This window comes from Stappia taiwanensis (assembly GCF_014635285.1).
GTDB classification, from domain to species: Bacteria; Pseudomonadota; Alphaproteobacteria; order Rhizobiales; family Stappiaceae; genus Stappia; species Stappia taiwanensis.
Window position 1 is genome coordinate 219,827 of the sequence record NZ_BMCR01000002.1, and the last position, 26,953, is coordinate 246,779.

General features: G+C 66.5%; 30 protein-coding genes. 21 read left to right on the forward strand and 9 right to left on the reverse strand.

The window, feature by feature from the left end:
* Positions 1-293 precede the first annotated feature (293 nt).
* The 3 genes from IEV83_RS04910 (at position 294) to IEV83_RS04920 (ending at position 2,911) form a co-directional block, all read left to right on the forward strand.
* Positions 294-1,193 (forward strand): LysR substrate-binding domain-containing protein, encoded by a 900-nt coding sequence (locus IEV83_RS04910; protein WP_181758719.1) that lies wholly within the window; start codon positions 294-296, stop codon positions 1,191-1,193.
* Positions 1,194-1,337: 144 nt separating this feature from the next.
* Complete coding sequence (locus IEV83_RS04915) at positions 1,338-1,868, forward strand: flavin reductase family protein (RefSeq protein ID WP_209002978.1); 531 nt, start codon at positions 1,338-1,340, stop codon at positions 1,866-1,868.
* Between the two features lie 44 nt (positions 1,869-1,912).
* Positions 1,913-2,911 carry a P1 family peptidase gene (locus IEV83_RS04920; RefSeq protein ID WP_181758718.1) on the forward strand — a complete coding sequence of 333 codons (999 nt, stop codon included), beginning with the start codon at positions 1,913-1,915 and terminating at the stop codon, positions 2,909-2,911.
* 33 nt (positions 2,912-2,944) lie between these two features.
* Here the strand turns inward: IEV83_RS04920 and IEV83_RS04925 are convergent, their stop codons facing one another.
* Positions 2,945-6,442 (reverse strand): indolepyruvate ferredoxin oxidoreductase family protein, encoded by a 3,498-nt coding sequence (locus IEV83_RS04925; RefSeq protein ID WP_181758717.1) that lies wholly within the window; start codon positions 6,440-6,442, stop codon positions 2,945-2,947.
* A gap of 156 nt (positions 6,443-6,598) precedes the next feature.
* Here IEV83_RS04925 and IEV83_RS04930 point away from each other — a divergent pair, with 156 nt between their 5' ends.
* The gene (locus IEV83_RS04930) at positions 6,599-7,078 is read left to right on the forward strand and encodes an Lrp/AsnC family transcriptional regulator (RefSeq protein ID WP_181758716.1); all 480 of its coding nucleotides are present in this window, start codon (positions 6,599-6,601) and stop codon (positions 7,076-7,078) included.
* Here the strand turns inward: IEV83_RS04930 and IEV83_RS04935 are convergent.
* A complete protein-coding gene (locus IEV83_RS04935) occupies positions 7,064-8,332 on the reverse strand; it encodes an NAD(P)/FAD-dependent oxidoreductase (protein WP_181758715.1) in 1,269 nt (422 codons plus the stop codon). The genes IEV83_RS04930 and IEV83_RS04935 overlap by 15 nt on opposite strands.
* A gap of 136 nt (positions 8,333-8,468) precedes the next feature.
* Between IEV83_RS04935 and IEV83_RS04940 the strand changes: the two genes are divergently transcribed.
* The 6 genes from IEV83_RS04940 to IEV83_RS04965 all read left to right on the forward strand — a co-directional run bounded on the left by IEV83_RS04940 (position 8,469) and on the right by IEV83_RS04965 (position 13,583).
* Positions 8,469-9,425 carry a sodium:proton symporter gene (locus tag IEV83_RS04940; protein WP_181758714.1) on the forward strand — a complete coding sequence of 319 codons (957 nt, stop codon included), beginning with the start codon at positions 8,469-8,471 and terminating at the stop codon, positions 9,423-9,425.
* 79 nt (positions 9,426-9,504) lie between these two features.
* The gene (locus tag IEV83_RS04945) at positions 9,505-10,248 is read left to right on the forward strand and encodes a DUF2259 domain-containing protein (RefSeq protein WP_181758713.1); all 744 of its coding nucleotides are present in this window, start codon (positions 9,505-9,507) and stop codon (positions 10,246-10,248) included.
* Between the two features lie 116 nt (positions 10,249-10,364).
* Positions 10,365-11,039, forward strand: a complete 675-nt coding sequence (rpe, locus tag IEV83_RS04950) for a ribulose-phosphate 3-epimerase (RefSeq protein WP_181758712.1) — start codon at positions 10,365-10,367, stop codon at positions 11,037-11,039.
* Positions 11,040-11,162: 123 nt separating this feature from the next.
* Positions 11,163-11,657, forward strand: coding sequence for a hypothetical protein (locus IEV83_RS04955; protein WP_181758711.1), 495 nt, complete (start codon positions 11,163-11,165; stop codon positions 11,655-11,657).
* A 38-nt stretch (positions 11,658-11,695) separates the two neighbouring features.
* Complete coding sequence (gene purB, locus IEV83_RS04960) at positions 11,696-13,024, forward strand: adenylosuccinate lyase (protein ID WP_181758710.1); 1,329 nt, start codon at positions 11,696-11,698, stop codon at positions 13,022-13,024.
* 4 nt (positions 13,025-13,028) lie between these two features.
* Positions 13,029-13,583: an RBBP9/YdeN family alpha/beta hydrolase gene (locus IEV83_RS04965; protein ID WP_181758709.1), complete on the forward strand. Its 555-nt coding sequence runs from the start codon at positions 13,029-13,031 to the stop codon at positions 13,581-13,583.
* A gap of 74 nt (positions 13,584-13,657) precedes the next feature.
* On the opposite strand, the gene IEV83_RS04970 is transcribed toward IEV83_RS04965, so the two are convergent.
* The 3 genes from IEV83_RS04970 to IEV83_RS04980 form a co-directional block, all read right to left on the reverse strand.
* Positions 13,658-13,873 carry a hypothetical protein gene (locus IEV83_RS04970; protein ID WP_181758708.1) on the reverse strand — a complete coding sequence of 72 codons (216 nt, stop codon included), beginning with the start codon at positions 13,871-13,873 and terminating at the stop codon, positions 13,658-13,660.
* A gap of 170 nt (positions 13,874-14,043) precedes the next feature.
* Positions 14,044-14,820 carry an HpcH/HpaI aldolase family protein gene (locus tag IEV83_RS04975; protein WP_181758707.1) on the reverse strand — a complete coding sequence of 259 codons (777 nt, stop codon included), beginning with the start codon at positions 14,818-14,820 and terminating at the stop codon, positions 14,044-14,046.
* 207 nt (positions 14,821-15,027) lie between these two features.
* Positions 15,028-15,351, reverse strand: a complete 324-nt coding sequence (locus IEV83_RS04980; protein ID WP_181758706.1) for a DUF1476 domain-containing protein — start codon at positions 15,349-15,351, stop codon at positions 15,028-15,030.
* A gap of 329 nt (positions 15,352-15,680) precedes the next feature.
* Here IEV83_RS04980 and purC point away from each other — a divergent pair, with 329 nt between their 5' ends.
* From purC to IEV83_RS05010, 6 genes are all read left to right on the forward strand, one after another.
* Complete coding sequence (gene purC, locus IEV83_RS04985) at positions 15,681-16,478, forward strand: phosphoribosylaminoimidazolesuccinocarboxamide synthase (protein WP_181758705.1); 798 nt, start codon at positions 15,681-15,683, stop codon at positions 16,476-16,478.
* A gap of 96 nt (positions 16,479-16,574) precedes the next feature.
* Positions 16,575-17,138, forward strand: coding sequence for a GFA family protein (locus IEV83_RS04990; protein ID WP_244628071.1), 564 nt, complete (start codon positions 16,575-16,577; stop codon positions 17,136-17,138).
* A gap of 204 nt (positions 17,139-17,342) precedes the next feature.
* On the forward strand, positions 17,343-17,582 hold the full coding sequence (purS, locus tag IEV83_RS04995) for a phosphoribosylformylglycinamidine synthase subunit PurS (protein ID WP_181758703.1): 240 nt from the start codon (positions 17,343-17,345) through the stop codon (positions 17,580-17,582).
* Between the two features lie 19 nt (positions 17,583-17,601).
* The gene (locus IEV83_RS20155) at positions 17,602-17,709 is read left to right on the forward strand and encodes a phosphoribosylformylglycinamidine synthase-associated small membrane protein (protein ID WP_188478585.1); all 108 of its coding nucleotides are present in this window, start codon (positions 17,602-17,604) and stop codon (positions 17,707-17,709) included.
* Between the two features lie 18 nt (positions 17,710-17,727).
* Positions 17,728-18,402, forward strand: a complete 675-nt coding sequence (gene purQ, locus IEV83_RS05005; RefSeq protein ID WP_181758702.1) for a phosphoribosylformylglycinamidine synthase subunit PurQ — start codon at positions 17,728-17,730, stop codon at positions 18,400-18,402.
* 46 nt (positions 18,403-18,448) lie between these two features.
* On the forward strand, positions 18,449-18,709 hold the full coding sequence (locus IEV83_RS05010; protein WP_181758701.1) for a DUF2164 domain-containing protein: 261 nt from the start codon (positions 18,449-18,451) through the stop codon (positions 18,707-18,709).
* An 18-nt stretch (positions 18,710-18,727) separates the two neighbouring features.
* Here IEV83_RS05010 and yegS read toward each other — a convergent pair whose 3' ends face one another.
* Positions 18,728-19,651, reverse strand: a complete 924-nt coding sequence (yegS, locus tag IEV83_RS05015; RefSeq protein WP_181758700.1) for a lipid kinase YegS — start codon at positions 19,649-19,651, stop codon at positions 18,728-18,730.
* A 123-nt stretch (positions 19,652-19,774) separates the two neighbouring features.
* On the opposite strand from yegS, the gene purL reads away from it, so the two are divergent.
* The 4 genes from purL to IEV83_RS05035 all read left to right on the forward strand — a co-directional run bounded on the left by purL (position 19,775) and on the right by IEV83_RS05035 (position 23,130).
* The gene (purL, locus tag IEV83_RS05020; RefSeq protein WP_181758699.1) at positions 19,775-21,973 is read left to right on the forward strand and encodes a phosphoribosylformylglycinamidine synthase subunit PurL; all 2,199 of its coding nucleotides are present in this window, start codon (positions 19,775-19,777) and stop codon (positions 21,971-21,973) included.
* 54 nt (positions 21,974-22,027) lie between these two features.
* Positions 22,028-22,261 carry a BolA family protein gene (locus IEV83_RS05025; protein WP_181758698.1) on the forward strand — a complete coding sequence of 78 codons (234 nt, stop codon included), beginning with the start codon at positions 22,028-22,030 and terminating at the stop codon, positions 22,259-22,261.
* A 56-nt stretch (positions 22,262-22,317) separates the two neighbouring features.
* Positions 22,318-22,650 (forward strand): Grx4 family monothiol glutaredoxin, encoded by a 333-nt coding sequence (gene grxD / locus IEV83_RS05030; RefSeq protein WP_181758697.1) that lies wholly within the window; start codon positions 22,318-22,320, stop codon positions 22,648-22,650.
* A gap of 201 nt (positions 22,651-22,851) precedes the next feature.
* Positions 22,852-23,130, forward strand: coding sequence for an antitermination protein (locus tag IEV83_RS05035; RefSeq protein ID WP_181758696.1), 279 nt, complete (start codon positions 22,852-22,854; stop codon positions 23,128-23,130).
* 17 nt (positions 23,131-23,147) lie between these two features.
* Here IEV83_RS05035 and IEV83_RS05040 read toward each other — a convergent pair whose 3' ends face one another.
* Complete coding sequence (locus IEV83_RS05040) at positions 23,148-24,416, reverse strand: Hsp70 family protein (RefSeq protein WP_181758695.1); 1,269 nt, start codon at positions 24,414-24,416, stop codon at positions 23,148-23,150.
* 109 nt (positions 24,417-24,525) lie between these two features.
* Complete coding sequence (gene ttcA, locus IEV83_RS05045) at positions 24,526-25,482, reverse strand: tRNA 2-thiocytidine(32) synthetase TtcA (protein ID WP_181758694.1); 957 nt, start codon at positions 25,480-25,482, stop codon at positions 24,526-24,528.
* 190 nt (positions 25,483-25,672) lie between these two features.
* On the opposite strand from ttcA, the gene IEV83_RS05050 reads away from it, so the two are divergent.
* Positions 25,673-25,900 carry a hypothetical protein gene (locus IEV83_RS05050; RefSeq protein WP_181758693.1) on the forward strand — a complete coding sequence of 76 codons (228 nt, stop codon included), beginning with the start codon at positions 25,673-25,675 and terminating at the stop codon, positions 25,898-25,900.
* Between the two features lie 19 nt (positions 25,901-25,919).
* Here IEV83_RS05050 and IEV83_RS05055 read toward each other — a convergent pair whose 3' ends face one another.
* Positions 25,920-26,888, reverse strand: a complete 969-nt coding sequence (locus tag IEV83_RS05055) for an MBL fold metallo-hydrolase (protein WP_181758692.1) — start codon at positions 26,886-26,888, stop codon at positions 25,920-25,922.
* Positions 26,889-26,953: the final 65 nt, after the last annotated feature.

The following is a 26,953-nucleotide window of genomic DNA, read 5'->3' on the forward strand; positions in this document are numbered from 1 at the left end:
ATCATGCGCCGGCAGAACAGACCGCCACCATAGGGCGCTCACGCACCGGCAACGCAACCCCAAACAAGAACCCACGTGTTTTGGACCGGCGTTCCAATCTGCGGCACACGCAAGAAACGTCTACCGGCACGCAGTCGCGCGCATTCACCAAAAGGAATACCCGCGCCAAACGAGACGGTCCGCTGCTATGATCTGATGATTCCTCCCAAATCTCCCAAGAAGAAAAAAGTCACATATGAACCACCGGTTCAATTGAAAGTTCCCGACATTTTGGTTAGAAAAACTAAAGTATAATGCCAAAACAATTGCCCCCTCTCAATGCCCTCAGGGCCCTGGCCACCCTGGCGCGCACCGGCGGGGTCGGCCTTGCTGCCGATGAGCTTGGCGTCACCCATGCCGCCGTCAGTCACCACCTGCGCAACCTGGAGGACTGGTTCGGCTCCACGCTGGTCCGGCGCAAGGGACGGCGCATCGAGCTAACCCCGGAAGCAGAGCGGATCGCCAGCACCGTGAACGACGCGCTGGAGCGGATCGGCGCGGTCTGTCATGAGGTCGCCGAAACGGCACGGCGCCCGGAGCTGCTGATCGCCTGCGTTCCCTCCTTCGCCACCCGACACCTAATCCCGCGCCTGGTCGATTTCGGCGAGATCGCCCCGGCCATCCGGCTGCGCCTGCTTTATGCTCAGCATGGCACGCCCCAGGATGCGGATATCCTCATCGACTGGTTCGACACGCCGCCGCCCCAGGAGCGCTACCCGGTGTGCCTGCCCCTGCTGTCGGGACATACCCGGCCGGTTTGCAGCCCCGCCCATCTGGCCACCCATGGGCCATTCGAGACGGTGCGCGACATCGCCCGCGCCCGCCTGCTGCATGACGAGCGGCGCGACGACTGGCGCGACTGGCTCGGCGACAATGGCCAGCGCTCCACCCTTGCCTCGGAAGGGCCGGTGTTCAACGATTTCAACCTTCTGGTCAGCGCCGTCGTCGCCGGCCACGGGGTGGCGCTCTGCGTGGAGACGATGATCACGGCGGAGCTGACCCGAGGCGACCTGATCCCGCTCACCGACACGCTCGGCAACCGGGAACGGGCCTACTGGCTGATCGCGACCCGCGCGCCCAGCCCCGCCGCGCGGCGCTTCATCGACTGGATTTCCCGGCGCATGCCCGCTACTTCTCTCGGTAAGGCCGGCTGAGCCGGCGCACCATCCCATGCAGCCGGCCCGTGCAGCCGAGGGAAACCAATTGGCAACGGGCGCGGACTACTCTTTAAAGTCACGCCCCGCCAGGGAGTTCGCCGGGCAGAGACTTTCCGGGCGACAAGGCAATCGAGGACGCATATGAGCAACGGACCCGTCACCAGCCCAGGCGCACCGGATGCAGCGACGGGCCCGGTCGACGCCGCCGCCTTCCGCGAGGCCATGAGCCGGCTTGGCGCCGCCGTCCATATCGCCACCACCGACGGCCCTGGTGGGCGGTTCGGCACCACCGTCTCCGCCGTCACCTCCGTCTCCGACACACCGCCCACCGTGCTGGTCTGCGTCAACCGGCAGGCCCGCATCAACGCCTCGATCAAGCGCAATGGCATTTTCGCCATCAACACGCTGCCCGCCCATGCGGAGAACCTGTCCAACGCCTTCGCCGGAAAGGGCAACCTGCCGCTGGAGGAGCGCTTCGCCCTTGCCCGCTGGACCCGGCTCGCCACCGGAGCGCCGATCCTGGACGGTGCCCGGGTCGCGCTCGACTGCGAAGTGACGGAGATTTCGGAAGTCGGCACCCATTCGGTCGTCTTCGGCCATATCGTCGGCCTGTCGCTCGGCCAGCGCGGGCCAGCACTGATCTATCTCGACCGCGCCTATCACCGCATCTGACCCGCCGAGCCGCCCTTCCCCCGGTCCAACGGAAAGCCCCGCCCATGCGCCGCAACCTGATCACCGATGTTCCCGGGCTGAAGGTCGGCAATGCCGACAATCCCCGGCTGAAGTCGGGGGTAACGGTTCTTCTTGGCGACGCACCCTTCACCGCCTCCGTCGCCATTCACGGCGGCGCGCCGGGCACCCGCGAGGTCGCCCTGCTCGACCCGCAATTCACCGTCAACGAGGTGGATGCGCTGGTGCTGTCCGGCGGCTCCGCCTTCGGGCTGGATGCCGGCGCGGGGGTTCAGGCGGAACTCGCCGCCATGGGGCGCGGATTTGCCATCGGCAGCGCCCGGGTGCCGATTGCCCCGACCGCGATCCTGTTTGACCTGCTGAACGGCGGCGACAAGGACTGGGGGGAAGCAACACCCTATCGCGATCTCGGCCGGCAAGCGGTCAAGGCCGCAGCACCCGGCTTCGAGCTTGGCACCTCCGGCGCAGGGGCCGGAGCCACCACCGCCACGCTGAAGGGCGGGCTTGGCTCGGCCTCCGCCCGGCTCGACAGCGGCGCGACCATCGGCGCCCTCGTTGCCGTCAACGCCCTTGGCAGCGCCACCATCGGCGACACGCCGCATTTCTGGGCCGCGCCCTTCGAACAAGACGGCGAATTCGGTGGCCTTGGCTGGCCGGCGCCCTTTCCGCAGGACGGTGCGCGCCTGCGCACAAAACTGGACGGCCTCAACGAGGGCGCCAACACCACCATCGCCGTCATCGCCACCGACCTGGATCTGACCAAGGCCGAGTTGAAACGCCTGGCAGTGATGACCCATGACGGCTTCGCCAGGGCGCTGTGGCCGGCGCATACCGCGCTTGACGGCGATCTGGTGTTCGCCCTGTCGACGGGCCAGCGCAAGCCGCGCGATCCGCTCGCCGAAACGGTGGAACTGGGCGCGGTGGCGGCTGCCGTGATGAGCCGGGCGATCGCCCGAGGCGTTCATGCCGCCAGCGCCGCGCCCGGCGATGTCGCGCCCACCTGGCACGACCGCTTTTCCGCCTGACCGTTACGCGACTGACCGCTACTCGACCGGCCGTTACTCGGCGGCCGCGACGATGATCCCCTCCTCGCGCTCCTTGTCCAGCCGCGCGAACAACTGGGCCCGCCGCGCCTCAGCCCGTGCCAGATTGCCCTCCTTCACCGGACCGAAGCCGCGCACCAGATCCGGCACCCGGGCGATCTCCGCCAGCAGACCGTAATTGGCAGTACCGACAAGCCCGGTGACCGTCTCCAGATCGGCCAGATACGCCTCGATCAGCGCCCGTTCGGCCTTGCGTTCCGCCGTGCGCCCAAAGGGATCGGCCCAGCTTCCACGCACCCCCTTCATCTTCGCCAGCAGGCGGAAGGCGGTGAAGATCCACGGACCGAAGGCCAGTTTGCGCGGCCGACCGGTCTTCGGATCGAGGCCGCGCGAGATCAGCGGCGGCGCCAGCATCACCCGCACCTTGCGCGGGTCGGTGAACTGCGCGGCCAGCCCTTCCCGGAACGCCGGGTCGGAATAAAGCCGCGCCACCTCGTACTCGTCCTTGTAGGCCATCACCTTGTACAGCATGTCGGCGGCAATGCGGGTCAGGCGCATGGTGCCCGGCCCAAGCTCCGCATCCCGCGTCCGCAGGCGCTCGATCACCGCATCGAACCGGCGCGCATAGGCCGCGTCCTGATAGGCGGCAAGCTCCCGCGACAGGAAGGCGATGCGGGTCTCGAGATCCATCTCGCCCCCCACTTCCTTCTGGCTTTCGCCCTGCGGCAGCAGCGACAGCAGCGTGTCCGGCGCCGCCGCCAGCACCCGGCCGGCGCGGAACGCCCGCAAATTCGCCTCCACCGCCGCCCCGTTCAGCCGGATCGCCGCCTCAAGACCGGCGGCGGACAGCGGCAGATGCCCGGCCTGACAGGCCATGCCGATCAGCAGCATGTTGGCGAAGATCGCATCGCCCAACAGCACCTCGGCAAGCCCGGCCGCGTCCAAGCCATGGAACAGCGGACAGGCTTCCTCCAGCGTCTTGCGCATCCTGACCTCATCGAAGGACAGGGTCTGCTTCATGACGAATTCCGCCGTCGGCGCGACCCGGGTGTTGGCGAAACCGGCTGTGCGCGAGCGGTCGATCAGCGCCAGTTGTTCCGCATTGGTGGCGACCACCATGTCGGAGGCGATCAGCACATCGAGACTGGCGGTGGGAACGCGCGGCCCCTCGATGGCCCGGTCCAGGGTGGAAAAGCGCACATGCGAGGTCACCGGCCCGCCCTTTTGCGCCAGGCCGGTCATGTCGAGTGTCGAGGCCTGAAGCCCGTCCACATGAGCGGCCATGGCCAGCACCGCCGCCGTGGTGGTCACCCCGGCCCCGCCGATGCCGGCGATCAGAAGGTTCAGCGTGGTGTCCAGCGGCGCGCGCTCCGCCTCGCCGATCCCGGCCAGCAGCGCATCCACATCCACCCTGGCGCTGTCGGCCTTGCGCAGCTCCGCCCCCTCGATCCAGGCGAAGGAGGGACAAAAGCCCTTCACGCAGGAATAATCCTTGTTGCAGGAAGACTGGTTGATCCGCCGCTTCTCACCGAATTCGGTCGTCACCGGCTCCACCGACAGGCAGTTGGACTGCACCGAACAGTCACCGCAGCCCTCGCACACCCGCTCGTTGATGTAGAGCCGGCGGTCCGGATCGGGATAGGTGCCGCGCTTGCGCCGGCGCCGCTTTTCCGCCGCGCAGGTCTGGTCATGGATGATGACCGAAACGCCCTTGAACTCCTGCAACTCCTTCTGCACCGACATCAACTCGTCCCGGTGCACCACCGGCGTGCCCGGCGCCAGATCGTGCCGGCCGAGATAGGCATCCGGATCCTCGGCGGTGACGACGATCCGCTCCACGCCCTCCGCCTCGAGCTGGCGGGTAAGCTGCGGCACGGTCAGGGTGCCGTCGATCGGCTGGCCGCCGGTCATCGCCACCGCATCGTTGTAGAGGATCTTGTAGGTGATCGGCACCTTCGCCGCGACGGCCTGACGGATGGCGAGAATGGCCGAGTGGAAATAGGTGCCATCGCCCACATTGGCGAACACATGGGTATCCTTGGAGAAGGGCACCTGCCCGACCCACAGAACGCCCTCGCCGCCCATGGCGATCTGGCCATCGGTGGTCCGCCCCGCCACCTCCGTCATGGCATGGCAGCCGATGCCCGGCAGCGCCCGTGCGCCCTCCGGGATCACCGTGGAGGTGCTGTGCGGACAGCCGGAGCAAAAATACGGCACCCTTGCCGCCCGTTCCGCGTGGCCTTGCGACCACATCACCTGGCGGTTCATCCGCTCCACCACCGCCCGCATCTCGGCGGAGATAAAGTCCTTCGGCAGGAAGGCGATCAGCGCCGGGATGATCTCGGCCACCGCCAGTTCCAGCACGTCCGACAGGAAGGGCGCCCCTTCCGGCGTCTTCTTGCCCCAGATGCGCGGCCGGGCATGGTCCGGCCAGTCATAGGCCAGTTCCTTGATCTGCGGCTCCAGAAAGGCGCGCTTGTGCTCCACCACCAGAAGCCGCTCGATGCCGCGGGCGAAATTCGACAGGCCGATCGGCTCCAGGGGCCAGGGCATCGCCACCTTGTAAATGGCAAGGCCGATGTCCCGCGCCCGCGCCTCATCGACGCCGATCAGGTCCAGCGCCTGGCGCAGATCGCGGTAAGCCTTGCCGGTGGCGACGATACCAAGACGTGGTTTGCGGGCACCGAAGGCAACATGGTCGAGACCGTTGGCGCGTACATAGGCGCGGGCCGCCGGCACCCGGATGTCGCGCAGGAGCCGCTCGGTCTCCAGCCGGTTGCCCAGCAAGAGCACCCGGTTGAGGTCGTCATGCAGCCTCGGGTCGCGGTCTTCCGGCCGAATGAAGGTGAGCCGACGCGGATCGACGGAAATCGTCGCCGAGGCATCCATGGTGTCGGCAAGGCAGATCATGCCACTCCACAGGCCAGAGAAGCGCGACAGGGCGATGCCATGCAGGCCGAAGTCGAGCACTTCCTGAATGTCGGACGGATTGAGCACGGGCATTTCCACATGCTCAAAGAAGAACTCCGACTGCGCCGGCAGGATCGAGGATTTGGCCAGATGGTCATCGCCGGCAAGCGCCAGCACACCGCCATGCGGCGCCGTGCCGCTGGCATTGGCCTGGCGCAAGACGTCGCCGGCCCGGTCCACGCCGGGCGCCTTGCCGTACCAGATGCCGAACACCCCGTCGTAATCGGTGCCCTTCCCCTGCTGGCCGAGCTTCTGCGAGCCCCAGACCGCCGTTGCGCCCAGCTCTTCGTTCACCCCCGGCGTGAAATGGATATGCGAAGTGGCCAGATGCCGGCGGGCGCGGGTCAGTTCCGTGTCGTAGCCGGCGAGCGGCGAGCCGCGATAGCCGGACACGAACCCACCCGTTCGCAATCCGGCTTCGGCGTCGAGCCGCGCCTGGTCGAGCGGCAGGCGCACCAGCGCCTGAATGCCGCTGAGGTAGACACGCCCACGGGTGGCAACATACTTGTCGTCGAGCGCAATGGTCTTGGTGATGGCGTTCATACGACGGCCTCCTCCTCCGTCGCGGGCGCAAGCTCTGGAGGCCGGGCGCCCGGCGTAAATTTCTTTTGCCTAATATGGTTCTTCTTTTGGGCGATTTCTGTGCTAACCTGATCGCCAAACCCATAAAAAGCGAACATTCCTTCCAGATAGACAAAGATGAGCGAAAAAAATCTTCTCGACCCATCGGACATTCGTGTCCTGCGGATTCTTCAGCGTGACGCTTCCCTGTCCATCGCCGACATCGCCCGCGAGGCCGGCATGAGCCAGACGCCCTGCTGGCGCCGCATCAAGAAGCTGAAGGAAAGCGGCGTGATCCGGCAGATCGTCGCCGTCGTCGATCGGGAAGCCGTCGGCCTTGGCTTCGTCGCCTACGCCTTCGTCAAGCTGACCGTGCCGAGCCGCGACAACATGGAGACCTTCGACAAGCTGGTGCAACGCTGGCAGGAGGTGGTGATCTGCGAACGCATCACCGGCGCGGTCGACTACCTGATCAAGGTGGTCGCCGACGACATCAAGGGATACGACGATTTCCTGCGGCTGAAGCTGCTGGACAACACGCTGGTCTCCGACGTTCAGTCGCGGATCGTCGTTCACACCGTGAAGCACACGGTCGCCCTGCCCCTACGCGAAACGTAGCATCTCCCAGCCGGCGGCGAAGCGGCGGGCGGAGAAGGGATCCGGATCGGCGAAGGGCGTTTCCCCGGCGATCATTTCGGCAAGCAGACGGCCGGTGGCCGGACCGAGGGCAAAGCCCGTGTCCGCATGGCCGAAGCAGAACCACAGACCGGGATGGGCGGGCGCCGGACCGATCACCGGCAAGCTATCAGGCAGGCAGGGACGCGCGCCGAGCCAGGGCGCCGCATCGACGGGGCTGCCCAGCGGGAAGATCTCCCGCGCGGCGGCCAGTGCCTGGGCCATCTGACGCGGTCGCGCCGGCGCATCGCGCGGTGCCAGCTCCACCCCGGTGGTCAGGCGAATGCCGCGCTCCATCGGCGACAGTACGAAGCCCCGGGCAACATCCGCCACTGGCCGCGACAGGCTCGCACCGGCGGCGGCGCGCAGATGCAGGTGATAGCCGCGCAGCGCCGCCAGCGGAAATGCGTAGCCAAGCGGCGTCAAAAGGTCGGCGGACCAACTGCCCAGCGCCACAACCACCGTCCCCGCCTCGACCGCGCCCCGGCTGGCGCGCACGCTCCACACCCCATGCGCCCCGGTCAGCGACAGCGCATCGCCGGTGTCGATGATGCCGCCCCGCTCACGGAAAAGCCGTGCATAGGCCTTGGTCACCCCGCCTGGCGAGGAAACGGACTGCCCGTCCGGCCAATAGACCGCCCGCAGACCGCGCGCCACCAGATGTGGCTCTAGCCGGGCCAGCTCCACCGAGGACAGCTCGCTGTAGCCGGTGCCGTAGATCCGCGCGAAATGCGCCTCCAGCTCCGCCGCCTCTGCGTCGCGCGCGTCATGCAGCTTGACCAGCCCGGTCGGCCGGAAGAACCGCAGCGCATTCGCCGCCCGTGCAAGCGCCAGATGCTCGCCCACCGCCGCCGCCTGCACCGGCGCCAGCGCGCGCACATAGCGGCTGACGCCCACCGACGCGGAGGCGTCCCGGAACGCCCGCAGCCACGGCAGATGATGGCGCATCCCCCACCAGCTCACATGAGCGTCGGAGCGCAGGCCCAGCGCCTGCGCGCCCAGCACCATCGGGCTGGCGCTGAGCCGATGCGGGATGCAGCCATCGCGGGCGATCACGCCCGCATTGCCGCGCGAGGCTTCCTCGCCCGCCGGCCCCCGGTCGAGCAGCAGAACCTGGCGGCCCCGCGCCTGCAGATGCAGGGCAGCGGAGATCCCGGCGATACCGGCGCCAAGCACGATGACATCGACGCTACGCATGCGCCACGTCCACAGGTCGCACAAGCGCCTTGCCAGCAATCACCGGGCTCGCCGATACTGGTCTTCTCACCACCGCGCGCGCCGGGCGGGTCCAACCCTGCTCAACGGTCCCCGCGCCCCAGCCACGGGAGCCGCCATGCGGGCCGTCACCCTTCCCGCACAGGCGCTTGAATGGCTCGGCCGTCAGGGAACCCGGGCCGTAGCCATCAGCGCCCTGCTCGGTCTGATGCTGCCGCAGCTCTCGGCGCTGTTCCGCCCCTTCGTCGAAGAGGCGATCTTCGTGCTGCTGGTGCTTGCCTTCCTGAGGGTCGAACCGGCCGCCGTGCTGGCGCATATCCGCCGGCCTTGGCTCCTGATGTCGGCAAGCCTGTGGATGCTGGTGATCCTGCCGGTCGGCCTTGGCCTTGCGTTGCGCGAAAGCGGCGTGCTTGCGGGCTATCCCGATCTGGCGCTGGCCGCCTTCATCGTCACCGCCGCCCCGCCGATCATGTCCGCGCCCGCCTTCATTGCCCTGATCGGCCTCGACGCGGCGCTGGCGCTGGCGCTGATCTGCATCACCATGCTGCTGACACCGCTGACCGCCCCGCTGATCGGCACCTTCATTCTCGGCGACGCTCTGCCGATCGACGCGCCCGCACTGGCGCTGCGGCTCGTGCTGCTGCTCGCCGCCTCGGCCGGATTGGCCTACGCCCTCCGCCGTCTGGCCGGTGGGCGCAGGATTGCCACCGCACAGGCGCATATCGACGGCCTGAATGTTCTGATTCTCTTCGTCTTCGCCGTCGCGGTGATGGATGGCGTCAGCGCCCGGTTTCAGGCCGCGCCGCTGTTGACCGTCGGCATCGGCGCGCTGACCTTCGCCGTCGCCCTGTTTCAAATGGGCGTGACCATGCTGGCGTTTTCCGCCAGCCGGCGCGACCAGGCCTTCGTCGTCGCCCATGCGGCCGGCAATCGCAACATGGGCCTGATTGTCGCCGCCCTCGGTGGCAGCCTGCCGGATCTTGCCTGGCTGTATTTCGGTCTGGCGCAACTGCCTATCTATCTCCTGCCGTGGCTGCTCGGACCGCTGGCGGCGCGGCTGCGCGCTTCGCAGTAACACGACCGTGATCGGCATCACGGCGCCTGTGTTGTGCCGCTGTTATACTCCCGGTGCAAGTCGCCAATGGAGATTGATCATGTCCGCTCGCATTTTATCCGCGCTCACCCTTGCCGCGACGCTCCTCCTGCCGGCCACACAGGCAAGCGCCGGCGATTTCGCGAAGGTCGATGTTCTCGGCTTTTCCGCGAGCGGCGATCATTTCGCCTTCGAGGAATACGGCATCCAGGATGGCTCCGGCTTCCCCTACTCCAACATCTATGTGATCGACACCGCCCGCGACAGTTGGGTGCGCGGCAGCCCGTTTCGCCGTCTTGACGAGATCGACGACAGCGTTCCGGTCGATTTCGATGCAGAGCTTGCCCGCACCCGCGCCGCCAACGCCCGCACCGCCCGCCAGACCCTTGCCGCCAGCGACATCGCCGGCCACGGGCGCACCGTCGGCCACAATCCCCCTACGGAACTCTCCGCCAATCCCCATGAAATGCTGGTCCTGCCGCGCATGATCGCCCCGACCAGCGACACGCCGCTCCGCCTCACCCTTGAGGAAATCGCCGTTCCGGCGCAGAGCGCGTGCCCGAGCGGTTTCGGCGAGGTCCGCGGCTTTCGCCTGCTTCTCACCGACCAGGCCGGCACCCGGGTGCTCAACGAGGACACACGCGTGCCCAAAAGCCGAGGATGCCCGCTGCGCTATCGCATCGAACGGGTCGTCACCCACCATCCGCAAGCGGGCACGCCGCGCTTTGCCGTTCTGATCCAGATGGAAACCATCGGCTTCGAAGGGCCGAACGGCCGCTTCCTGGCGATCACCGGCGCGCTCTGACCGCCCGAGACCGGCCAAGCTGACTGGCACCGGACCGCAAAACACTTGTGAGCGGGCGGGCAACATGATAGCCGCGCCTCATCCCTTGACCCGCCGCTTCCCGGAGCCTTTCTGACATGACACGCCCGCTCGCCATTGCCCCCTCCATGCTCGCCTCCGACTTCTCCGCCTTCGGGAGGGAAGTTCGCGACGTCGTGGAAGCGGGCGCGGACTGGATCCATCTCGATGTGATGGACGGTCATTTCGTCCCCAACATCAGCTTCGGCCCCGATGTCATCGCCGCCATGCGCCGCCACACCGACAAGGTGTTCGACACCCACCTGATGATCGCCCCGTGCGATGCCTATCTGGAAGCCTTCGCCAAGGCCGGCTCGGACATCATCACCGTGCATGCCGAGGCCGGCCCGCATCTCGACCGTTCGCTGCAGGCGATCCGGGCACTGGGCAAGAAGGCCGGCGTGTCGCTCAACCCGGCAACGCCGGAAAGCGTCATCGAATACGTGCTCGACCGGCTCGACCTGGTGCTGGTGATGAGCGTCAATCCCGGTTTCGGCGGCCAGTCCTTCATCCCCGCCATGGTCGACAAGGTCGCCCGCATCAAGGCGATGATCGGCGACCGGCCGATCGACATCGAGGTGGACGGCGGCGTCACCCCGGAAACCGCCCCGCTGGTGGCCGCCGCCGGTGCCAATGCGCTCGTTGCCGGCTCCGCCGTGTTCAAGGGCGAGGGTGTGGAGGGCTACCGCGCCAATATCGACGCCATCCGCACGGCGGCCGAAGCGGTACGCTGAGCCGCGACAAGCCGCGCGCGTCGCGAAAGACGGCGCGCGCCGCGCGGCAGGCTTCCCGCTTGACCGGACGGGCGCGGCAGGGTCAGCTAGCTTCGCGCCAGCCCTCCTGGCCGGAAGCCTATCTTGGCAACAAGGATCGACCGCACCGTGCGCCCCTTTCTGTTCGCGCTTGTCTGGACGCTGATCATCGCCGGCCTGGCGGCCGCCCTCACCCTTGGCCGGGAGGAGGCGCTGTCCGGCCGCTCGCTTGCCGTGATCGCCGTCTATGCCACCGGCAGCTTCACCGGCGGGTTGATCAGTTGGGGTATTGCCCGCCTTGTGACCCTGCGCCGGCCGCACCGTTCGGCCCGCTTCGCCGCCATGCTGATCTGCCTGACGGTGACCACCGCCGGGTTCTCGGCCTTCCTGTTTTACCTGCAACTGCGCGCCTATTATGCGGCTTGGCATGCCCATGACTTCTCCTACCGCATGATCTGGGAGCAACTCTTCACCGGTGCCACCACCGCCTATATCTTCGGCGTCATGGGCGCCCGGCGGCTGTTGCCCTTCGCCATCGTGCCACTGCTCGCCGCCTCCTGGTATTTCGCGCGCATTGAGCCAAGACGCCGCGTCTGCTAAGTGACCCGCAGCATTCCCCCCGCTGACGAGGACACCGCATGATTCCGCGCTACTCGCGACCCGAGATGGTCGCCATCTGGTCGCCCGAGACGAAGTTCCGCATCTGGTTCGAGATCGAGGCCCATGCCTGCGACGCGCTGGCCGAACTCGGCGTGATCCCCAAGGACGCCGCCAAGACGATCTGGGACAAGGGCGGCGCGGCGACCTTCGACGTGGAACGGATCGATGCAATCGAGCGCGAGACCAAGCATGACGTCATCGCCTTCCTGACCCATCTGGCCGAGATCGTCGGCCCGGACGCCCGCTTCGTCCATCAGGGCATGACCTCCTCCGACGTGCTCGACACCTGCCTTAATGTGCAGCTCACCCGCGCCGCCGACCTGCTGCTGGCCGATCTCGACGCCCTGCTGGCCGCGTTGAAGCGCCGGGCGCTGGAGCACAAGGACACGGTCTGCATCGGCCGCTCGCACGGCATCCATGCCGAGCCGGTGACCTTCGGCCTGAAGATGGCCGAAGCCTATGCGGAGTTCTCCCGCTGCCGCGACCGGCTGGTCGCCGCCCGCGCGGAAGTGGCGACCTGCGCGATTTCCGGCGCCGTCGGCACCTTCGCCAACATCGACCCGCGCGTGGAAGAGCATGTGGCCAAGGCCATGGGCCTTGCCGCCGAACCGGTCTCCACCCAGGTGATCCCGCGCGACCGCCACGCCATGTTCTTCGCCACGCTCGGCGTCATCGCTTCCTCCGTGGAGCGGGTGGCAACGGAAATCCGCCATCTGCAGCGCACCGAGGTGCTGGAAGCGGAGGAGTATTTCTCCCCCGGCCAGAAGGGCTCCTCGGCGATGCCGCACAAGCGCAACCCGGTGCTGACCGAAAATCTTACCGGCCTGGCCCGCATGGTCCGCGCCTATGCCCTGCCGGCGATGGAGAACGTTGCCCTGTGGCACGAGCGCGACATTTCCCACTCCTCCGTCGAGCGGATGATCGGCCCCGACGCAACCGTCACCCTCGACTTCGCCCTTGCCCGCCTCACCGGCGTCATTGACAAGCTGCTGGTCTACCCGGAGCGGATGATCGGCAACATGGACCGGCTCGGCGGCCTGGTGCACTCCCAGCGCATCCTGCTGGCCCTCACCCAGGCCGGCTGCTCGCGCGAGGATGCCTATCGCCTCGTGCAGCGCAACGCCATGAAGGTCTGGGACAGCTACCAGGTCTCCGGCAGCGCCGGGGTCGACTTCCTCACCGAGCTTCTGAACGACGCCGATGTGCGCTCGCATCTGTCGGAAGAGGAAATTCGCAGCCGCTTCGACCTCGCCTATCACACCAAGGCGGTCGACACGATCTTTGCCCGCGTGTTCGGGAGCGCCTGACGCGATGAAGATCGCCGACGCCGACATTCTGCTGGTTCCCGGCCTGGGCGACGTCCCGGCCGGGCACTGGCTGAACCGTTGGCGGGACAAGATGGCCAATGCCCGTTTCGTCGAGCTGCCGGGCGGGCATGCGCCGGTGTTCAAGGCCTGGATGGACGGGCTGGTCGAGGCAGTCGCGGACGCACAGCGGCCGGTGGTGCTGGTCGCTCATTCTCTCGGCGTGCTCACCGTGGCCCACGCGGCCCGTCATTTCGAGCATGGCAAGGTGCGTGGCGCGTTTCTCGTCGCCCCGCCGGATCTGGGGCAGACCGATCCGGCACCGCATTTCGACACGACCGGTTTTCATCCCCGGCCGACCGGCCCCTTGCCGTTCACCACAAGGGTGGTCGCCAGCCGCACGGACCCGTCCTGCGCCTTCGACACCGCCCACGAGATGGCGAGCGATTGGGGCGCCCATTTCCAGGACGCGGGCGAATCCGGTCACATTGACCTCGCCAGCGGCCACGGCCCCTGGCCGGACGGGCTGATTTCCTTCGCCTATCTGATGAAAACGCTCTGACAATGAAAACGGGCGAGGCACACGACCTCGCCCGTTTTGCATTCAAGGGAACCGCGCCGCGTTCCCAGAAGGCGTCAAGCCGCGCCGCGCCCGCCGCCGGTCAAACGGTAGACCTGGCGCGCAACGAGATAACTGACCGGCAGGCCAAGCAGCGCGCCCACCCCGGCAAAGGCGGCCAGCAGCCACGGGGCGTAGTCGTTGATCCCGTAGAAGGTCATGGGCATGAGCGCGAAAACGCCGGCCATCGCCGGCGTGATGACAATGGCCAGAAGGGCGGCGACTTTCCACATGGCGGACAAACCTCAGGCAAACCTCCGGCGTGCCGGACTGCCTTTCAAGGCCCCACCCCCGGCCACGCCGCTCGATGGCGCTATCATAGATAGCGAAGACCGAAATTTTGCTGTGGCACGCCGTCACAGCGTGTTTGTCCGATAGGGGCAAACACGCAAAAACCGCCCCGTCAGTCGAGGACGGCGCTGGCCGCGCCGGCCGCCTCCATCAACAGGCTCATGTCGACCCCATGGGCCATGAAGCGGAAGCCCATCTTCTGTGCGCCCCGGGCGTCTTCGGCGGCATTGCAGAAGATACCAGCGATCTTTCCGGCCGCCCGCGTCCTTACGGCGATATCCGCCGCCACGGTCTGCACGCGGTCGCTGCCGGGCACCACCTCGGCGCCGGCGGAAAGGGTCAGCGACAGATCGCCCGGGCCGACGAACACCCCATCCAGCCCGTCAACCGCGAGGATGTCATCGAGCGCGGCCAGCGCCGCCGGCGTTTCGATCATCGCCAGCGCCAGGGTCTCGCGATTGGCGCCAGCAAGATAGGCCGCCGGGCTTTCCCCCTTCAGCATGGCGGCCCGATGCGGCCCCCAGCTCCGGGCGCCCATCGGCGGGAATTTCGCCGCCCCGACCAGCGCCAATGCGTCATCCACCGAATTGACCATCGGCATGATCACCGCTTCGGCGCCGAAATCCAGCACCCGGCTGACACTGGCGAAATCGTCAACCGGTGTACGCACCACGCTGTGTGCGCCCGACAGGCGGGTTGCGGCAATGCCCTCGCGCACCGAGGCGATGTCATGCTGGCCGTGCTGCATGTCCAGCGTCACCGCCCCGTAGCCGGACCGCCCAAGGGCCTCCGCCAGCATCGGCATGGCAAGGCTCGACCAGGCGGTGACGATGGCCTCGTCGTGGCGCAGTCGCTCGGCAAGGGACGGGGAAGAGGAAGAAGCCGTCATGACGGGAGCCTTTCGGGAGCCGGCGAGGGTCCGAAAGGCCTGCCGGAGGGCTGCGGGAACACGGGCCTTACGGAAAGACGGGAGGCCAGCCCGGAAAATCCGGGCGGCTGGGCGGCGATTCTCACGCCGCGCCGCGCATGGCCCGACCGGGCGACCGGCCCATGCGCAGTCCTCAAGCCGGGCAGGCAGGCGACCCGGCGAAGCGGATCAACCTTCGGTGCGGATCTGTTCCGCGGCCGTGTGCATCAGTTCGTCCATGGTCCGGCGGATCTGATGGTCGGACTGCTCAACGCCCGCATCGTCGAAATCCTTGCGGATCTTGCGGAACACGTCTTCGTCGCCCGGCTCCTCGAAGTCCGAACGCACCACTTCCTTGGCGTATTCCTCGGCCTTAGCGGCATCGTATCCGAGCTTTTCGGCGGCCCACAGTCCAAGCAGCTTGTTGCGCCGGGCCGTGGCCTTGAACCGAAGTTCCTCGTCATGGGCGAATTTGTTGGCAAACGCCTCTTCGCGATTGTCGAACGTGGTCATACTTGTTTCTCCTGCCTCGTGACGGGGTCCTGGAAGAATCTATCCCGATAATCCCCATATGGGGATGAAAGAACGCCTTTGCATATCCTCGCACATCGGCCAAATCAACGCGAGATCGGCATCTGCACACGCATTGCGCCCCGCTTGCCCGACCTGGCGGCAAGGGCTGCGAATTTCTCTGCCCCGCTTCGATTGTACTTTGCCGGGCGATCGTGTAGGTTCCGCGCCATCTAGCGGGGGGCCGATGATGCATCAGCCGAGCTCAGACCCTTCAGGGACCGATACCTTGGGGATGAGACGGCGAACCGACCGGAGCAACCTCCGCCAGCATGGATTTTCTTTCACCAACACGGTACGTGCCCATGAACCGCCGCCGGCGCATTTACGAAGGCAAGGGCAAGATCCTCTATGAAGGCCCCGAACCGGGGACGCTGATCCAGCACTTCAAAGACGATGCCACCGCCTTCAACAACAAGAAGCATGAGATCATCGATGGCAAGGGGGTCCTCAACAACCGGATCTCCGAGTACATCTTCAACCACCTGAACGCGATCGGGATCCCGACTCACTTCCTGCGCCGTATGAACATGCGCGAGCAGTTGGTCCGGGAAGTGGAGATGATTCCGCTGGAGGTCGTGGTGCGCAACGTCGCCGCCGGCTCCCTGTCCAAGCGGCTCGGCCTTGAAGAGGGCACGCAGCTCCCGCGTTCGATCATCGAGTTCTACTACAAGAACGACGAACTCGACGATCCGATGGTCTCCGAAGAGCATATCACCGCCTTCGGCTGGTGCGCTCCGCAGGAGATGGACGACATCATGGCGCTGGCGATCCGCGTCAACGACTTCCTGTCCGGCCTGTTCCTCGGCGTCGGCATCCGTCTCGTCGATTTCAAGATCGAATGCGGCCGGATGTGGGAAGGCGACATGATGCGTATCGTCGTCGCCGACGAAATCTCGCCCGACAGCTGCCGCCTCTGGGACATCCAGTCGAACGAGAAGATGGACAAGGACCGCTTCCGCCGCGACCTCGGCGGAATGCTGGAAGCCTATCAGGAGGTGGCCCGCCGCCTCGGCATCCTCAACGACAACGACCGGCCCGCCGGCTCCGGCCCGGTGCTGGTCAAGTAACGCGGGACGCGATCCGGGAACCGGCGCAGCGCCGCACGACAGTCCCGCGAGACACGTACAAAGACCCGGCAGGCCACACGCCCGCCGGGTTTTTTCTTGCCCCGCGCGCATCGCCCACACATTTGGGCCTCCACGCCATTGCACGTCAAAGACGTCATCTCTAGTTTTACCCGCATTCGTTCACCCACCATCGTCGCCACGCCGACCGCATTTCCGGCAGAGCGCGGCCATGCCAAGAAACTGAGGTCCTCGATGCCCCACACCCATCACGGTGCGTGCCAGTGCGGCACCGTCCGCTTCGAGATTTCCGGCGCCTTCGACTGCTTTTTCCTGTGCCACTGCGCGCGCTGCCGGAAGGACACCGGGTCCGCCCATGCGGCCAACCTGTTTTCCACAACGGCGACGATCACCTGGGCGTCAGGGCAGGACAACATCACCACCTACAAGGTTCCGAACACGCGGCATGAAAAGAGCTTCTGCCGGACCTGCGGGTCTGCGGTTCCAGGGCTCCAGATGGACGGCGCCCTGCTGGTCGTCCCGGCGGGCAGCCTCGACAGCGCCATCGACATCCGCCCGAACGCGCATATCTGCTGCGCGGACCGCGCCGGCTGGGATTCGAACCTGCAGGATGTCCCGAGCATGGACGGCCTACCCGGCTGACGGCGAGGCTGCCGGCAACCGCGCCGACACCTCCCCTCGTCCGTCTCAAGGGTGAACTGAAAGGGAGCGCTATGCCGCCCGAACGCGGCGGATCGCCCCCCTTGTGCAAAAGAGTCTTTCATCCGCGATGCCGGCGCGGTAGAAGCGGCGCGAGACGGACGGGCGACCGTCCGCAAGCGACCGCATTCTGGAGAGTTGAAACCGATGAAAGCTCGTGTAACCGTGACCCTGAAGACCGGCGTCCTCGACCCTCAGGGCAAGGCGATCGAAGGCGGTCTCGCCGCGCTCGGCTTCGCCGGTGTCGACAGTGTGCGCCAGGGCAAGGTCTTCGATGTCGAGTTGAACGCGCAGGATGCCGGCGCGGCCCGCGCCAGCCTTGAAGACATGTGCGAGAAGCTGCTCGCCAACACGGTGATCGAAAACTACGCTATCGAGATCCTTTGAAGGACAGGGCGCAACGCCGATGGATGACGACAGTGCCCGCGCCCTGCGCTTTCTGTTGATCAAGGCCGCGGTGTTCATCGCCCTGCCCGCCACGCTGGCCCTTCTCGCCGCGTTTTTTCTGGTCTGAACGAACGGAACGCACGCCATGAAATCCGCCGTCATCGTCTTTCCCGGTTCCAACCGCGACCACGATATCGCCCACGCGCTGAAGACGGTCACCGGCCAGGACCCGGTTTCCGTCTGGCACGCCGACACCACCCTGCCCGATGTGGATCTGGTGGTGCTGCCCGGCGGCTTTTCCTATGGCGACTACCTGCGCTCCGGCGCCATCGCCGCCCGCGCGCCGATCATGCGCGCGGTGGCCGAGTTCGCCGCCTCCGGCCGGCTGGTGCTTGGCGTGTGCAACGGCTTCCAGATGCTGACCGAGGCCGGCCTGCTGCCGGGCGCCCTGATGCGCAACGAGGGGCTGACCTTCGTCTGCCGCGAGGTGCTGCTCGAAACGGTCTCCACCGACAGCCCCTTCACCCGTAACTTCGCCAAGGGCGATGTCTGGCGCTGCCCGATCGCCCATCATGACGGCAACTACTTTGCCGATGCGGACACGCTTGCCCGCCTGGAAGATACCGGCCGGGTCGCCTTCCGCTATGCGCGCGACACCAATCCGAACGGCTCGATCAACGACATCGCCGGCATCCTCAATGAGGGCGGCAATGTGCTGGGCATGATGCCCCACCCGGAGAACCTGGTGGAGGCGCTGCAGGGCGGCACCGACGGACGCCGCCTGTTCGAAAGCATCGCCGGCGCCTTCGCCGCCGCCTGACCAGGCACGCCAGCCCGGCGGGTCCCGGCGCAGAAGGAGCCCGCCCGTGGCAAAGATCGAGTTCAGCAAGGAAGAGCGCGCTGCGCTTGCACGGCGCATCCGCGACCACCTGCGCGATGAATTCGACATGGAGATCGGCGCGCTCGATGCCGATATCTTCCTCCGTTTCCTGTCGGAGGAAATCGGCGGTGCCTTTTACAATCGCGGGCTGCTGGATGCCCAGGCCGCCATCTCCGCCCGTTTCGACGAAATCGCCGAGGTGGTCTACGCGCTGGAACAGCCCACCACGCTCGGCACCAAGCGCTGATCGGGCGCCGCAGTCCTGTCAGCGCGGCCCATCGCCGGTGACGAACCGCACCGCCCCCGGATGCACCTTGATCTCCAGCCGATCGGCGGACATCGGCTCACCATCGAGATTGACCGACAGCGGCGCCGCGCTTTCCACCAACAGCTCACGGAAACGGACGGTCTCGGTGAATTCCGGCAGATGGTTGCGTCCATCGCGTAGCAGCCCACCGACCAGATTGCGGATCCCGTCCGCGTCGGGCAGCGGCACGATGGTCAGATCCAACTCGCCGTCATCGATTCGTGCGTGCGGACACAGGACGATGCCGCCGCCCGCCTGCCGACCGTTGCCGGCGGCCATGGCAACGAACTCCCCCTCCCAGCAAAAGCTCTCACTGGAAAAGCATGCATGGGACAGCGTCAGGTCGCCGATCCGGCTGACGCCAGCGATCAGATAAGCGGCGCCGCCGAGTAGCCGCTTGGCCGCTGGGTCCGTTTCGGCGGTGATCCGGGTGGCCGTGCCGCCGCTGGCCAGATTGATGAAATAGCGGCCATTGACACTGCCCGCGTCGATCGTGCGTACCTTGCCTTCGGCGCAAAGCCGCAAGCCCGCCCGCAGATCGGCGGCAGGCAACCCCAGCCCTTGCGCGAAGTCGTTGGCGGTGCCCAGCGGCCAGAGCGCGAAGGTGGCACCTTCTTTCCCGCCCTCCTGGGTCGAGAGCCCGGCGGCCACCACCTCGTTGAGCGTCCCATCGCCGCCAGCGGCAACGATCACGTCGGTCTCGCCGGCCCTTACCCGCTCCATGCCCTGATGGGTGAAACGCGCTGCATCGCCAGCCTCGAAGGTGACGGACACATCGACCGCGTGCCCCTGCTCGCGCAGGGCGCCAATGGCCGCGCGCACATCCTCCCGGATCGCGGCTTTGCCGTGCAGAATCAGGTGAAGGCGGCGGGGGGCGGTCAAGAAAACTCTCCGGCAAGCATCTATTGACGCATTAGACCGGTCTGCGGCGATGTCTGCAATTCCCTTTGCCGATCCGTTTTGCTAAACGGGCATCACAATTCGCCGCCAAGCTCCGGACCGAACATGATCCCCAACGATATCGAGATCACCACCGACCTGATCGAGGCCCATGGCCTGAAGCCCGACGAGTATGAGCGCATCCTTGCGCTGATCGGGCGCACGCCAAGCTTCACCGAGCTCGGTATCTTCTCCGCCATGTGGAACGAGCACTGTTCCTACAAGTCGTCGAAGAAGTGGCTGAAGACCCTGCCGACCGAAGGCCCGCGCGTGCTGCAGGGCCCGGGCGAGAACGCCGGCGTCGTCGATATCGGCGACGGTGAGACCGTGGTCTTCAAGATGGAAAGCCACAACCACCCCTCCTACATCGAGCCCTATCAGGGCGCGGCCACCGGGGTCGGCGGCATCCTGCGCGACGTGTTCACCATGGGCGCGCGCCCGGTGGCGGCGATGAATGCCCTGCGCTTCGGCGCGCCCGAGCATTCGCGCACCCGCCATCTGGTCTCCGGCGTCGTCGCCGGTGTCGGCGGCTATGGCAATTCCTTCGGCGTGCCGACGGTTGGCGGCGAGGTGGAGTTCCACGCCCGCTACAACGGCAACTGCCTGGTCAATGCCTTCGCCGCCGGCATCGCCCCGGCCGATGGCATCTTCCTGTCCAAGGCCGAGGGCGTCGGCCTGCCGGTGGTCTACCTGGGCGCCAAGACCGGACGCGACGGCGTCGGCGGCGCCACCATGGCCAGCGCCGAATTCGATGACGCCATCGACGAGAAGCGCCCGACCGTCCAGGTCGGCGACCCCTTCACCGAAAAATGCCTGCTGGAAGCCTGCCTGGAACTGATGGGCTCCGGCGCGGTGGTGGCGATCCAGGACATGGGCGCCGCAGGCCTTACCTGTTCGGCGGTGGAGATGGGCGCCAAGGGCAACCTTGGCATCGACCTCGACCTCGACCAGGTGCCGGTACGCGAAACCGGCATGTCCGCCTATGAGATGATGCTGTCGGAGAGCCAGGAGCGGATGCTCATGGTGCTGCGGCCGGAAAAGGAAGCCGAAGCGGAAGCGATCTTCCGCAAATGGGGCCTCGACTTCGCCATCGTCGGCGTCACCACCGACACCCTGCGTTTCATTGTCCGGCACCAGGGCGACACGGTCGCCGATCTGCCGATCAAGGAGCTGGGCGACGAAGCGCCGGAATACGACCGCCCCTGGATCGAGAGCCCGAAGCGCGCCGTGCTCGCCGCCGAGGATGTGGCCGAGCCGGCCGACTATGCCGACGCCCTCATGACCCTTGTCGGCAATGCCAATGGCGCTTCCCGCCGCTGGGTCTACGAGCAGTATGACACGCTGGTGCAGGGCAACAGCGTCGTCACCCCCGGCGGCGACGCCGGCATCATCCGCGTTGGCGACAAGGGCAAGGCACTGGCCTTCAGTGTCGATGTTTGCCCGCGCTATGTGGAGGCCGATCCGTTCGAGGGCGGCAAGCAGGCGGTCGCCGAGTGCTGGCGCAACCTGACCGCCGTCGGCGCCGAGCCGCTGGCCGCCACCGACAACCTCAATTTCGGCAATCCGGAAAAGCCGGAGATCATGGGGCAGCTCGTCGGTGCCATCAAGGGCATCGGCGCGGCCTGTTCCGCGCTCGACATGCCGATCGTCTCCGGCAACGTCTCGCTCTACAACGAGACCAATGGCGAAGCGATCCTGCCGACCCCGGCGATGGGCGGCGTTGGCCTGATCGACGATGTCGACACCCGCGCCAGCCTTGCCCTCGCCAATGACGGCGACATCCTGCTGGTGATCGGCGGTCATGGCACCCATCTGGGTCAGAGCACCTATCTGCGCGACATCGTCGGCTCGGAAGTCGGCGCCCCGCCGCCGGTCGATCTGGCCGCCGAACGCCGCCGCGGCGATTTCGTGCGCGAGCTGATCCGCGCCCGCCGGGTGACCAGCGTCCATGACATCTCCTCCGGCGGCCTCGCCGTCGCCCTGGCGGAAATGGCCATGGCCGGAGACCGCGGCTGCCGCGTCAAGGTGCCGGCACCGGCCCATGCGGCGCTGTTCGGCGAGGACCAGGGCCGCTACGTTCTCGCGGTCTCCCCCGCCGAGGTCGCCGCCGTGACAGAGGATGCGCTCGACGCCGGAATCGAGCTCGTGGAGATCGGCTCGGTCACCGGGTCCGATTTGACGGTTGAGGACATTCTCACCATATCCGTTGCAAAGCTCCGCGAGAGCCACGAGACTTGGTTCCCGGACTACATGAGCGGCGCCTGACGGCGCAGACGTGGCACTGGAGCGCATCGACGCCCCGGCACAAAGGACATGAACATGGCAATGCAGGCACGTGAGATCGAGGCGTTGATCAAAGCATCCCTTCCCGACGCCCGGGTCGAGATCCGCGATCTCGCCGGCGATGGCGATCACTACGCCGCCGTCGTTGTCTCGGATGCCTTTCGCGGCAAGACCCGGGTGCAGCAGCACCAGATGGTCTATCAGGCGCTGAAGGGCAATATGGGCGGCGAATTGCACGCCCTGGCGCTTCAGACCAGCGCTCCGGACTGAGAAAACCCATCCCCCGCTCGCCGGCTCTTGACCCCGGCGGAACGAAAGGACGACCCATGAGCATCGAAAACTGGATCAAGAACGAAGTCGACACCAATGACGTCGTTCTCTTCATGAAGGGCACGCCCGCCTTCCCGCAGTGCGGGTTCTCCGGCCAGGTCGTGCAGATCCTCGACTACATCGGTGTGCCCTACAAGGGCATCAACGTGCTGGAAGACGATGACCTTCGCCAGGGCATCAAGAGCTTCTCCGACTGGCCGACCATTCCCCAGCTCTACGTCAAGGGCGAGTTCGTTGGCGGCTGCGACATCGTCCGCGAGATGTTCCAGAACCAGGAACTTCAGGCACATTTCGCCGAGAAGGGAATAAAGACGGGCCAGTCAGCCTGAAAAAATCCGTTAACAAATGGTTAACGCATGGCGGATCGAAGTCGATCCGCCATTTTTTTTGCAAGATTTAAAGACTATGAAATTTTTTCCGAATCGCCGAAGCTGAACACTGGATGAATGCTTCCTTCAGGCAAGACACACCTGAGGTAGGGCATTGTTCAGTCCACATCTGGGACGACCGCCACCGAAAGGACCGGACCCATGCGGATTGTCAAACTCATCAGCATCGGCTTCGCGCTCAGCCTCGGCCTGGGCCTTGTCACCATGGCCGCCGACAATGACAGCCGCCTTCGACGCATCGCCTGTGTCGACCTGATGGTCTTTGCCCCGCAAAGCGGCGTCAGCGACGCCGATACCTGCCGCGCCCATGGTGGACTGGCAAGCGAAGGCGCCGAAGAAGCCAAGTCCGGCCTTGTCATTCTCGTGCGCAACCGGCCCGTTGGGGCCGCGAACGGCCTCGACGCCAGCAAGGGGTCGTAGCCCCCCGGCAACCGGGGTCAGCCCGTTCCGTATTTGCGCGCCGCATCGAGCGCCAGCCCGGCGCCGACACTGCCGAACACATCGCCCTGCACCACCCGGGCTTGTGGGAACAGGCGTGTCAGCCGCTCGCGCACGAACGGCACGGACGCCGAGCCACCTGTCAGGAACACCGAGGAGATTGCCTCCGCGCCGACACCGGCCTGTTGCAGGCAGCCGGAAAGCGCCGTCTCGATGCCGCCAACGGCGCGCTCGATCGCCGCAACGAAATCCGTGCGCAGCACCTCGATATCCAGATTCTCCTCCGGCAGCGGGAAGGCGAACCGGTGCGCTTCCTCGCCGGACAACGCGATCTTCACTTCCTCCACCGCGCCAGCCAATGCATGTCCCTGACGCTCGGAAACCACCGCCATCAGCCGGTCCACCAGCTCGGGCCGAGCCGCATCCTGCCTCAGACCGCGCAGCCGCGTATCGACCTGCGGCGCATAGAGGAAGTTGATGCGGTGCCAGGTGGCCAGCTCGAAATAGGCCCAGTTCGGCAGGTCGCGGTCCCCGTCGCGGGTCGGCGTGCCATAGCCGAGCGCCGGCATGATTTTCTTCAGGCTGAGCAACCGATCGAAATCGGTGCCGCCGATATGCACACCCGTGTTGGCGAGAATGTCCTCGCGCCGGTCGGGGCTGCGGCGGCGCTCCGGCGACACCCGCACGATGGCGAAATCGGAGGTGCCGCCGCCCAGGTCGATGATCACGGCCAGCTCCTCGCCCTGTACCGATCGCTCATATTCGAGCGCGGCGGCAATCGGTTCGAACTGAAAGGCCACGGTGTCGAACCCTGAGGCGCGGGCAATCGCTTCAAGCTCGCCTTCCGCGCGCCGGTCCGCCTCTTCATTGTCATCGACGAAATGCACCGGGCGACCCAGCACCACCTTGTCGAACGGCTGCCCCGCCGCCTCTTCCGCGCGGCGCTTCACCTGGCTCAGATAGAGGCCGATGATATCGGAGAAGCTCCAGCGCTTCGCCTTGATCGTGGTTTTTTCCGCCATGGTGCTGGAGCCGAGAACGCTCTTCAACGAGCGCATCAGCCGCCCCTCGACACCCTCGACATAGGCGCCGACAGCGGCCCGGCCGAAGCGCACGGAAGGGTCCTCGAAGGAAAAGAACAGGGTGCTTGGCAGCACCGCGCTTGCCCCCTCCAGGGGCAGCAGGCGGCTCTCCCCATCGGCGCCCAGAACCGAGGCGGTGGAATTGGACGTGCCGAAGTCAATGCCGCAGGGCATGGGGGTGGTCATCTTGGAGGCTCCGAGAAAAAAGAGGCGCCGGCAACAGCGGGCACCCGAAAGACAAAGCCGGGAAAGGTTCCCTTCCCGGCTCTTGAAACAAAATCGGGGATGGATCGGATCAGTCGGCGGCGAACATCCGTGCGTTCATGGCGGCGGCCGCCCCGCAAGGATCCGCCTCCTCATGAGCTCCCGCCGGCGCCGCGCCATCGGTGGCAAGCTCGATGAAGGGGAACAGCGCCGGATCATGCAGATGCGAGGGCCGCACATGGGACAGCGCCCGCGCCATGACCCCGAGCCGGCCCGGGTTGTCCCGCTCCCAGCCTTCCAGCATCTTCTTGATCTCCGCCCGCTGCAGCCCGTCCTGACTGCCGCACAGATCGCACGGGATGATCGGAAACTCCATCGCCCGGGCAAACCGCCCGATGTCGGCCTCCGCCGAGCCCATCAGCGGCCGCAGCACGAACAGATCGCCCTCGTCGTTGAGCAGCTTCGGCGGCATTGCCGCCAGACGACCGCCGTGAAACAGGTTCATCATCATCGTTTCCAGCGCATCTTCGCGGTGATGGCCGAGCACAATCGCCTCGCAGCCCTCCTCCCGCGCCGTGCGGTAGAGCAGTCCGCGCCGCAGCCGGGAGCACAGCGAGCAATAGGTCTTACTGGCCGGCACCTTGTCGGTGACGATGGAATAGGTGTCCTCGCGCACGATCCGGTGCGGAATGTCATGAGCGGCGAAGAACGCCGGCAGCACATCGGCGGGAAAGCCCGGCTGCGCCTGGTCCAGATTGCAGGCCAGGAGATCGACCGGCAGCAGCCCCCGCCATTTCAGATCGAGCAGCACCGCCAGAAGCGTGTAGCTGTCCTTGCCGCCGGACAGGCAGACCAGCCAGCGCGGCGGCCGCGCGCGCGGCTCCTTCGGCAACATGCCATAGCGGTCGATGGTCTCGCGCACCTCGCGCAAAAGCCGCTTGCGCAGCTTCTTGAAGGCGACGGAGGACGGCGCGTTGCGGAAAAGCGGCGGGCAGTCGCTCTCCTGCGACGGCAAGGGGCGGTCGGCAGTGGCCGAGGCGTCGGTCATGACGGGCTGTTCAAGGCTCTGTTGGGGATCCATGGCGCGGCACAATGCCCGCGTTTCCCGCCCAAGGCAAGGCGGTGCGGGACCGGTCTTGCCTCAAGATCACGGTTCCGTCATCTTCGCCGGCCAATCTTCGCCCGCGACCCGCGCACCACCTGCCCGCCCACCGCCATCCCGTGAGGAGTTGCCAGCCTTGCCAAACAGCCCCCTCGTCGCCCAAGCCCGCGCCGCGCTGCCTGTTGCCCTCCTGCTGCTTGCGCCCGTTGTCCTTGGCGCCTGCGTCTCCGCATCGGTCGGTGGCGCGGTGCTGAGCCCGGCGCCACAGGGCGGCACGGAGATCTCCGCCGGTGCTGTCGGGGTCAGTGCCAGCCCCGCCGGGGCCGGCGTCGATACGGCCAGCGGATCGGCGATAATCCGCTGACCAGTGGGGGCGCGTTAGATCAGGCCGCGACGTAGCGCCAGGTGCGATCCTTGACCTCGACCCGGCCGACGCCCGGCCAGGGCAGATGGTAGCCCACCAGCATCAGCCCGTCGGTGGCGGCACGGTCGAGCAGCGCGCGCCGCGTCTTCGCCGCCTGCTCGGGGATCTGGTCGGTGCTCGGCTGCCAGTCCGGCCGCTCGAATGAAATCGTCGGATGGGTGAGCGCATCGCCGGTCACCAGCAGTTGCGCACCGCCATCTTCGACCAGCACGGACATGTGCCCCGGCGTGTGCCCGGGCGTGGCAATCATGGTAACGCCCGGCACCACCGCGTGATCCGCGCCGACCCGGGTGACCTTTTCGGCGACCGCACCAAGATTGCGCTGCGCCCCCAGGCCGAAGGCGTGGATCTCCTCCGGCGTCGACGTCAGGAAATCCGGGTTCATCCAGAAATCCCACTCCGCCGCGCCCATGATGTACTCGGCATTGGAAAAGCGCTCGCTTTCGTCGAAATCATCGATGATGCCCCAGACGTGATCGGGATGGGCATGGGTGAGCAGCACATGGGTCACCGCCTCCCGGTCGATCCCGGCACTGTCGAAACTGTCGGCGAGCAACCCCGCATCTTCAAAGAAATTCATGCCCGCGCCGGTATCCACCAGAATCAGAGCGTCCCCCCGCTGCAACAGCGTGATGTTCAGCGCACTCGCCCGGGTGACCGGATCCTGCCCATGGGCGGTGAGGAACGCGGTCCGCTCCGCTTCCGGCACATTCGCGGCCAACGTCGAGGCGGGCAGCGTCAAGCCGCCATCGGTCAGCACCGTGACTTTGGTCTCGCCAAGAGCAAACCCATGCGCAGCTTCCGCCCGGGCGGCATGGGGGCGCAGCATCGCACCGGCGCCAACGCCAGCGGCCCCGCTCAACGCCATGCGGGCGCCGCCCGTGGCCATGGCGCCACCTTTCAGAAACTGTCGTCTGGAAATCGTCATGATTGGAGCTCCTCCCTTTGGAGGTGATCATATTCTAATTACAGAATATGAAAAGCACCGAGTGG

Coding starts and splice junctions, on each gene's coding strand:
- IEV83_RS04910 (WP_181758719.1), top strand. CDS start 294: ATGCCAAAACAATTGCCCCCTCTCAATGCCCTCAGGGCCCTGGCCACC.
- IEV83_RS04915 (WP_209002978.1), top strand. CDS start 1,338: ATGAGCAACGGACCCGTCACCAGCCCAGGCGCACCGGATGCAGCGACG.
- IEV83_RS04920 (WP_181758718.1), top strand. CDS start 1,913: ATGCGCCGCAACCTGATCACCGATGTTCCCGGGCTGAAGGTCGGCAAT.
- IEV83_RS04925 (WP_181758717.1), bottom strand. CDS start 6,442: ATGAACGCCATCACCAAGACCATTGCGCTCGACGACAAGTATGTTGCC.
- IEV83_RS04930 (WP_181758716.1), top strand. CDS start 6,599: ATGAGCGAAAAAAATCTTCTCGACCCATCGGACATTCGTGTCCTGCGG.
- IEV83_RS04935 (WP_181758715.1), bottom strand. CDS start 8,332: ATGCGTAGCGTCGATGTCATCGTGCTTGGCGCCGGTATCGCCGGGATC.
- IEV83_RS04940 (WP_181758714.1), top strand. CDS start 8,469: ATGCGGGCCGTCACCCTTCCCGCACAGGCGCTTGAATGGCTCGGCCGT.
- IEV83_RS04945 (WP_181758713.1), top strand. CDS start 9,505: ATGTCCGCTCGCATTTTATCCGCGCTCACCCTTGCCGCGACGCTCCTC.
- rpe (WP_181758712.1), top strand. CDS start 10,365: ATGACACGCCCGCTCGCCATTGCCCCCTCCATGCTCGCCTCCGACTTC.
- purB (WP_181758710.1), top strand. CDS start 11,696: ATGATTCCGCGCTACTCGCGACCCGAGATGGTCGCCATCTGGTCGCCC.
- IEV83_RS04965 (WP_181758709.1), top strand. CDS start 13,029: ATGAAGATCGCCGACGCCGACATTCTGCTGGTTCCCGGCCTGGGCGAC.
- IEV83_RS04970 (WP_181758708.1), bottom strand. CDS start 13,873: ATGTGGAAAGTCGCCGCCCTTCTGGCCATTGTCATCACGCCGGCGATG.
- IEV83_RS04975 (WP_181758707.1), bottom strand. CDS start 14,820: ATGACGGCTTCTTCCTCTTCCCCGTCCCTTGCCGAGCGACTGCGCCAC.
- IEV83_RS04980 (WP_181758706.1), bottom strand. CDS start 15,351: ATGACCACGTTCGACAATCGCGAAGAGGCGTTTGCCAACAAATTCGCC.
- purC (WP_181758705.1), top strand. CDS start 15,681: ATGGATTTTCTTTCACCAACACGGTACGTGCCCATGAACCGCCGCCGG.
- purS (WP_181758703.1), top strand. CDS start 17,343: ATGAAAGCTCGTGTAACCGTGACCCTGAAGACCGGCGTCCTCGACCCT.
- IEV83_RS20155 (WP_188478585.1), top strand. CDS start 17,602: ATGGATGACGACAGTGCCCGCGCCCTGCGCTTTCTGTTGATCAAGGCC.
- purQ (WP_181758702.1), top strand. CDS start 17,728: ATGAAATCCGCCGTCATCGTCTTTCCCGGTTCCAACCGCGACCACGAT.
- purL (WP_181758699.1), top strand. CDS start 19,775: ATGATCCCCAACGATATCGAGATCACCACCGACCTGATCGAGGCCCAT.
- IEV83_RS05025 (WP_181758698.1), top strand. CDS start 22,028: ATGGCAATGCAGGCACGTGAGATCGAGGCGTTGATCAAAGCATCCCTT.
- grxD (WP_181758697.1), top strand. CDS start 22,318: ATGAGCATCGAAAACTGGATCAAGAACGAAGTCGACACCAATGACGTC.
- IEV83_RS05035 (WP_181758696.1), top strand. CDS start 22,852: ATGCGGATTGTCAAACTCATCAGCATCGGCTTCGCGCTCAGCCTCGGC.
- IEV83_RS05040 (WP_181758695.1), bottom strand. CDS start 24,416: ATGACCACCCCCATGCCCTGCGGCATTGACTTCGGCACGTCCAATTCC.
- ttcA (WP_181758694.1), bottom strand. CDS start 25,482: ATGACCGACGCCTCGGCCACTGCCGACCGCCCCTTGCCGTCGCAGGAG.
- IEV83_RS05055 (WP_181758692.1), bottom strand. CDS start 26,888: ATGACGATTTCCAGACGACAGTTTCTGAAAGGTGGCGCCATGGCCACG.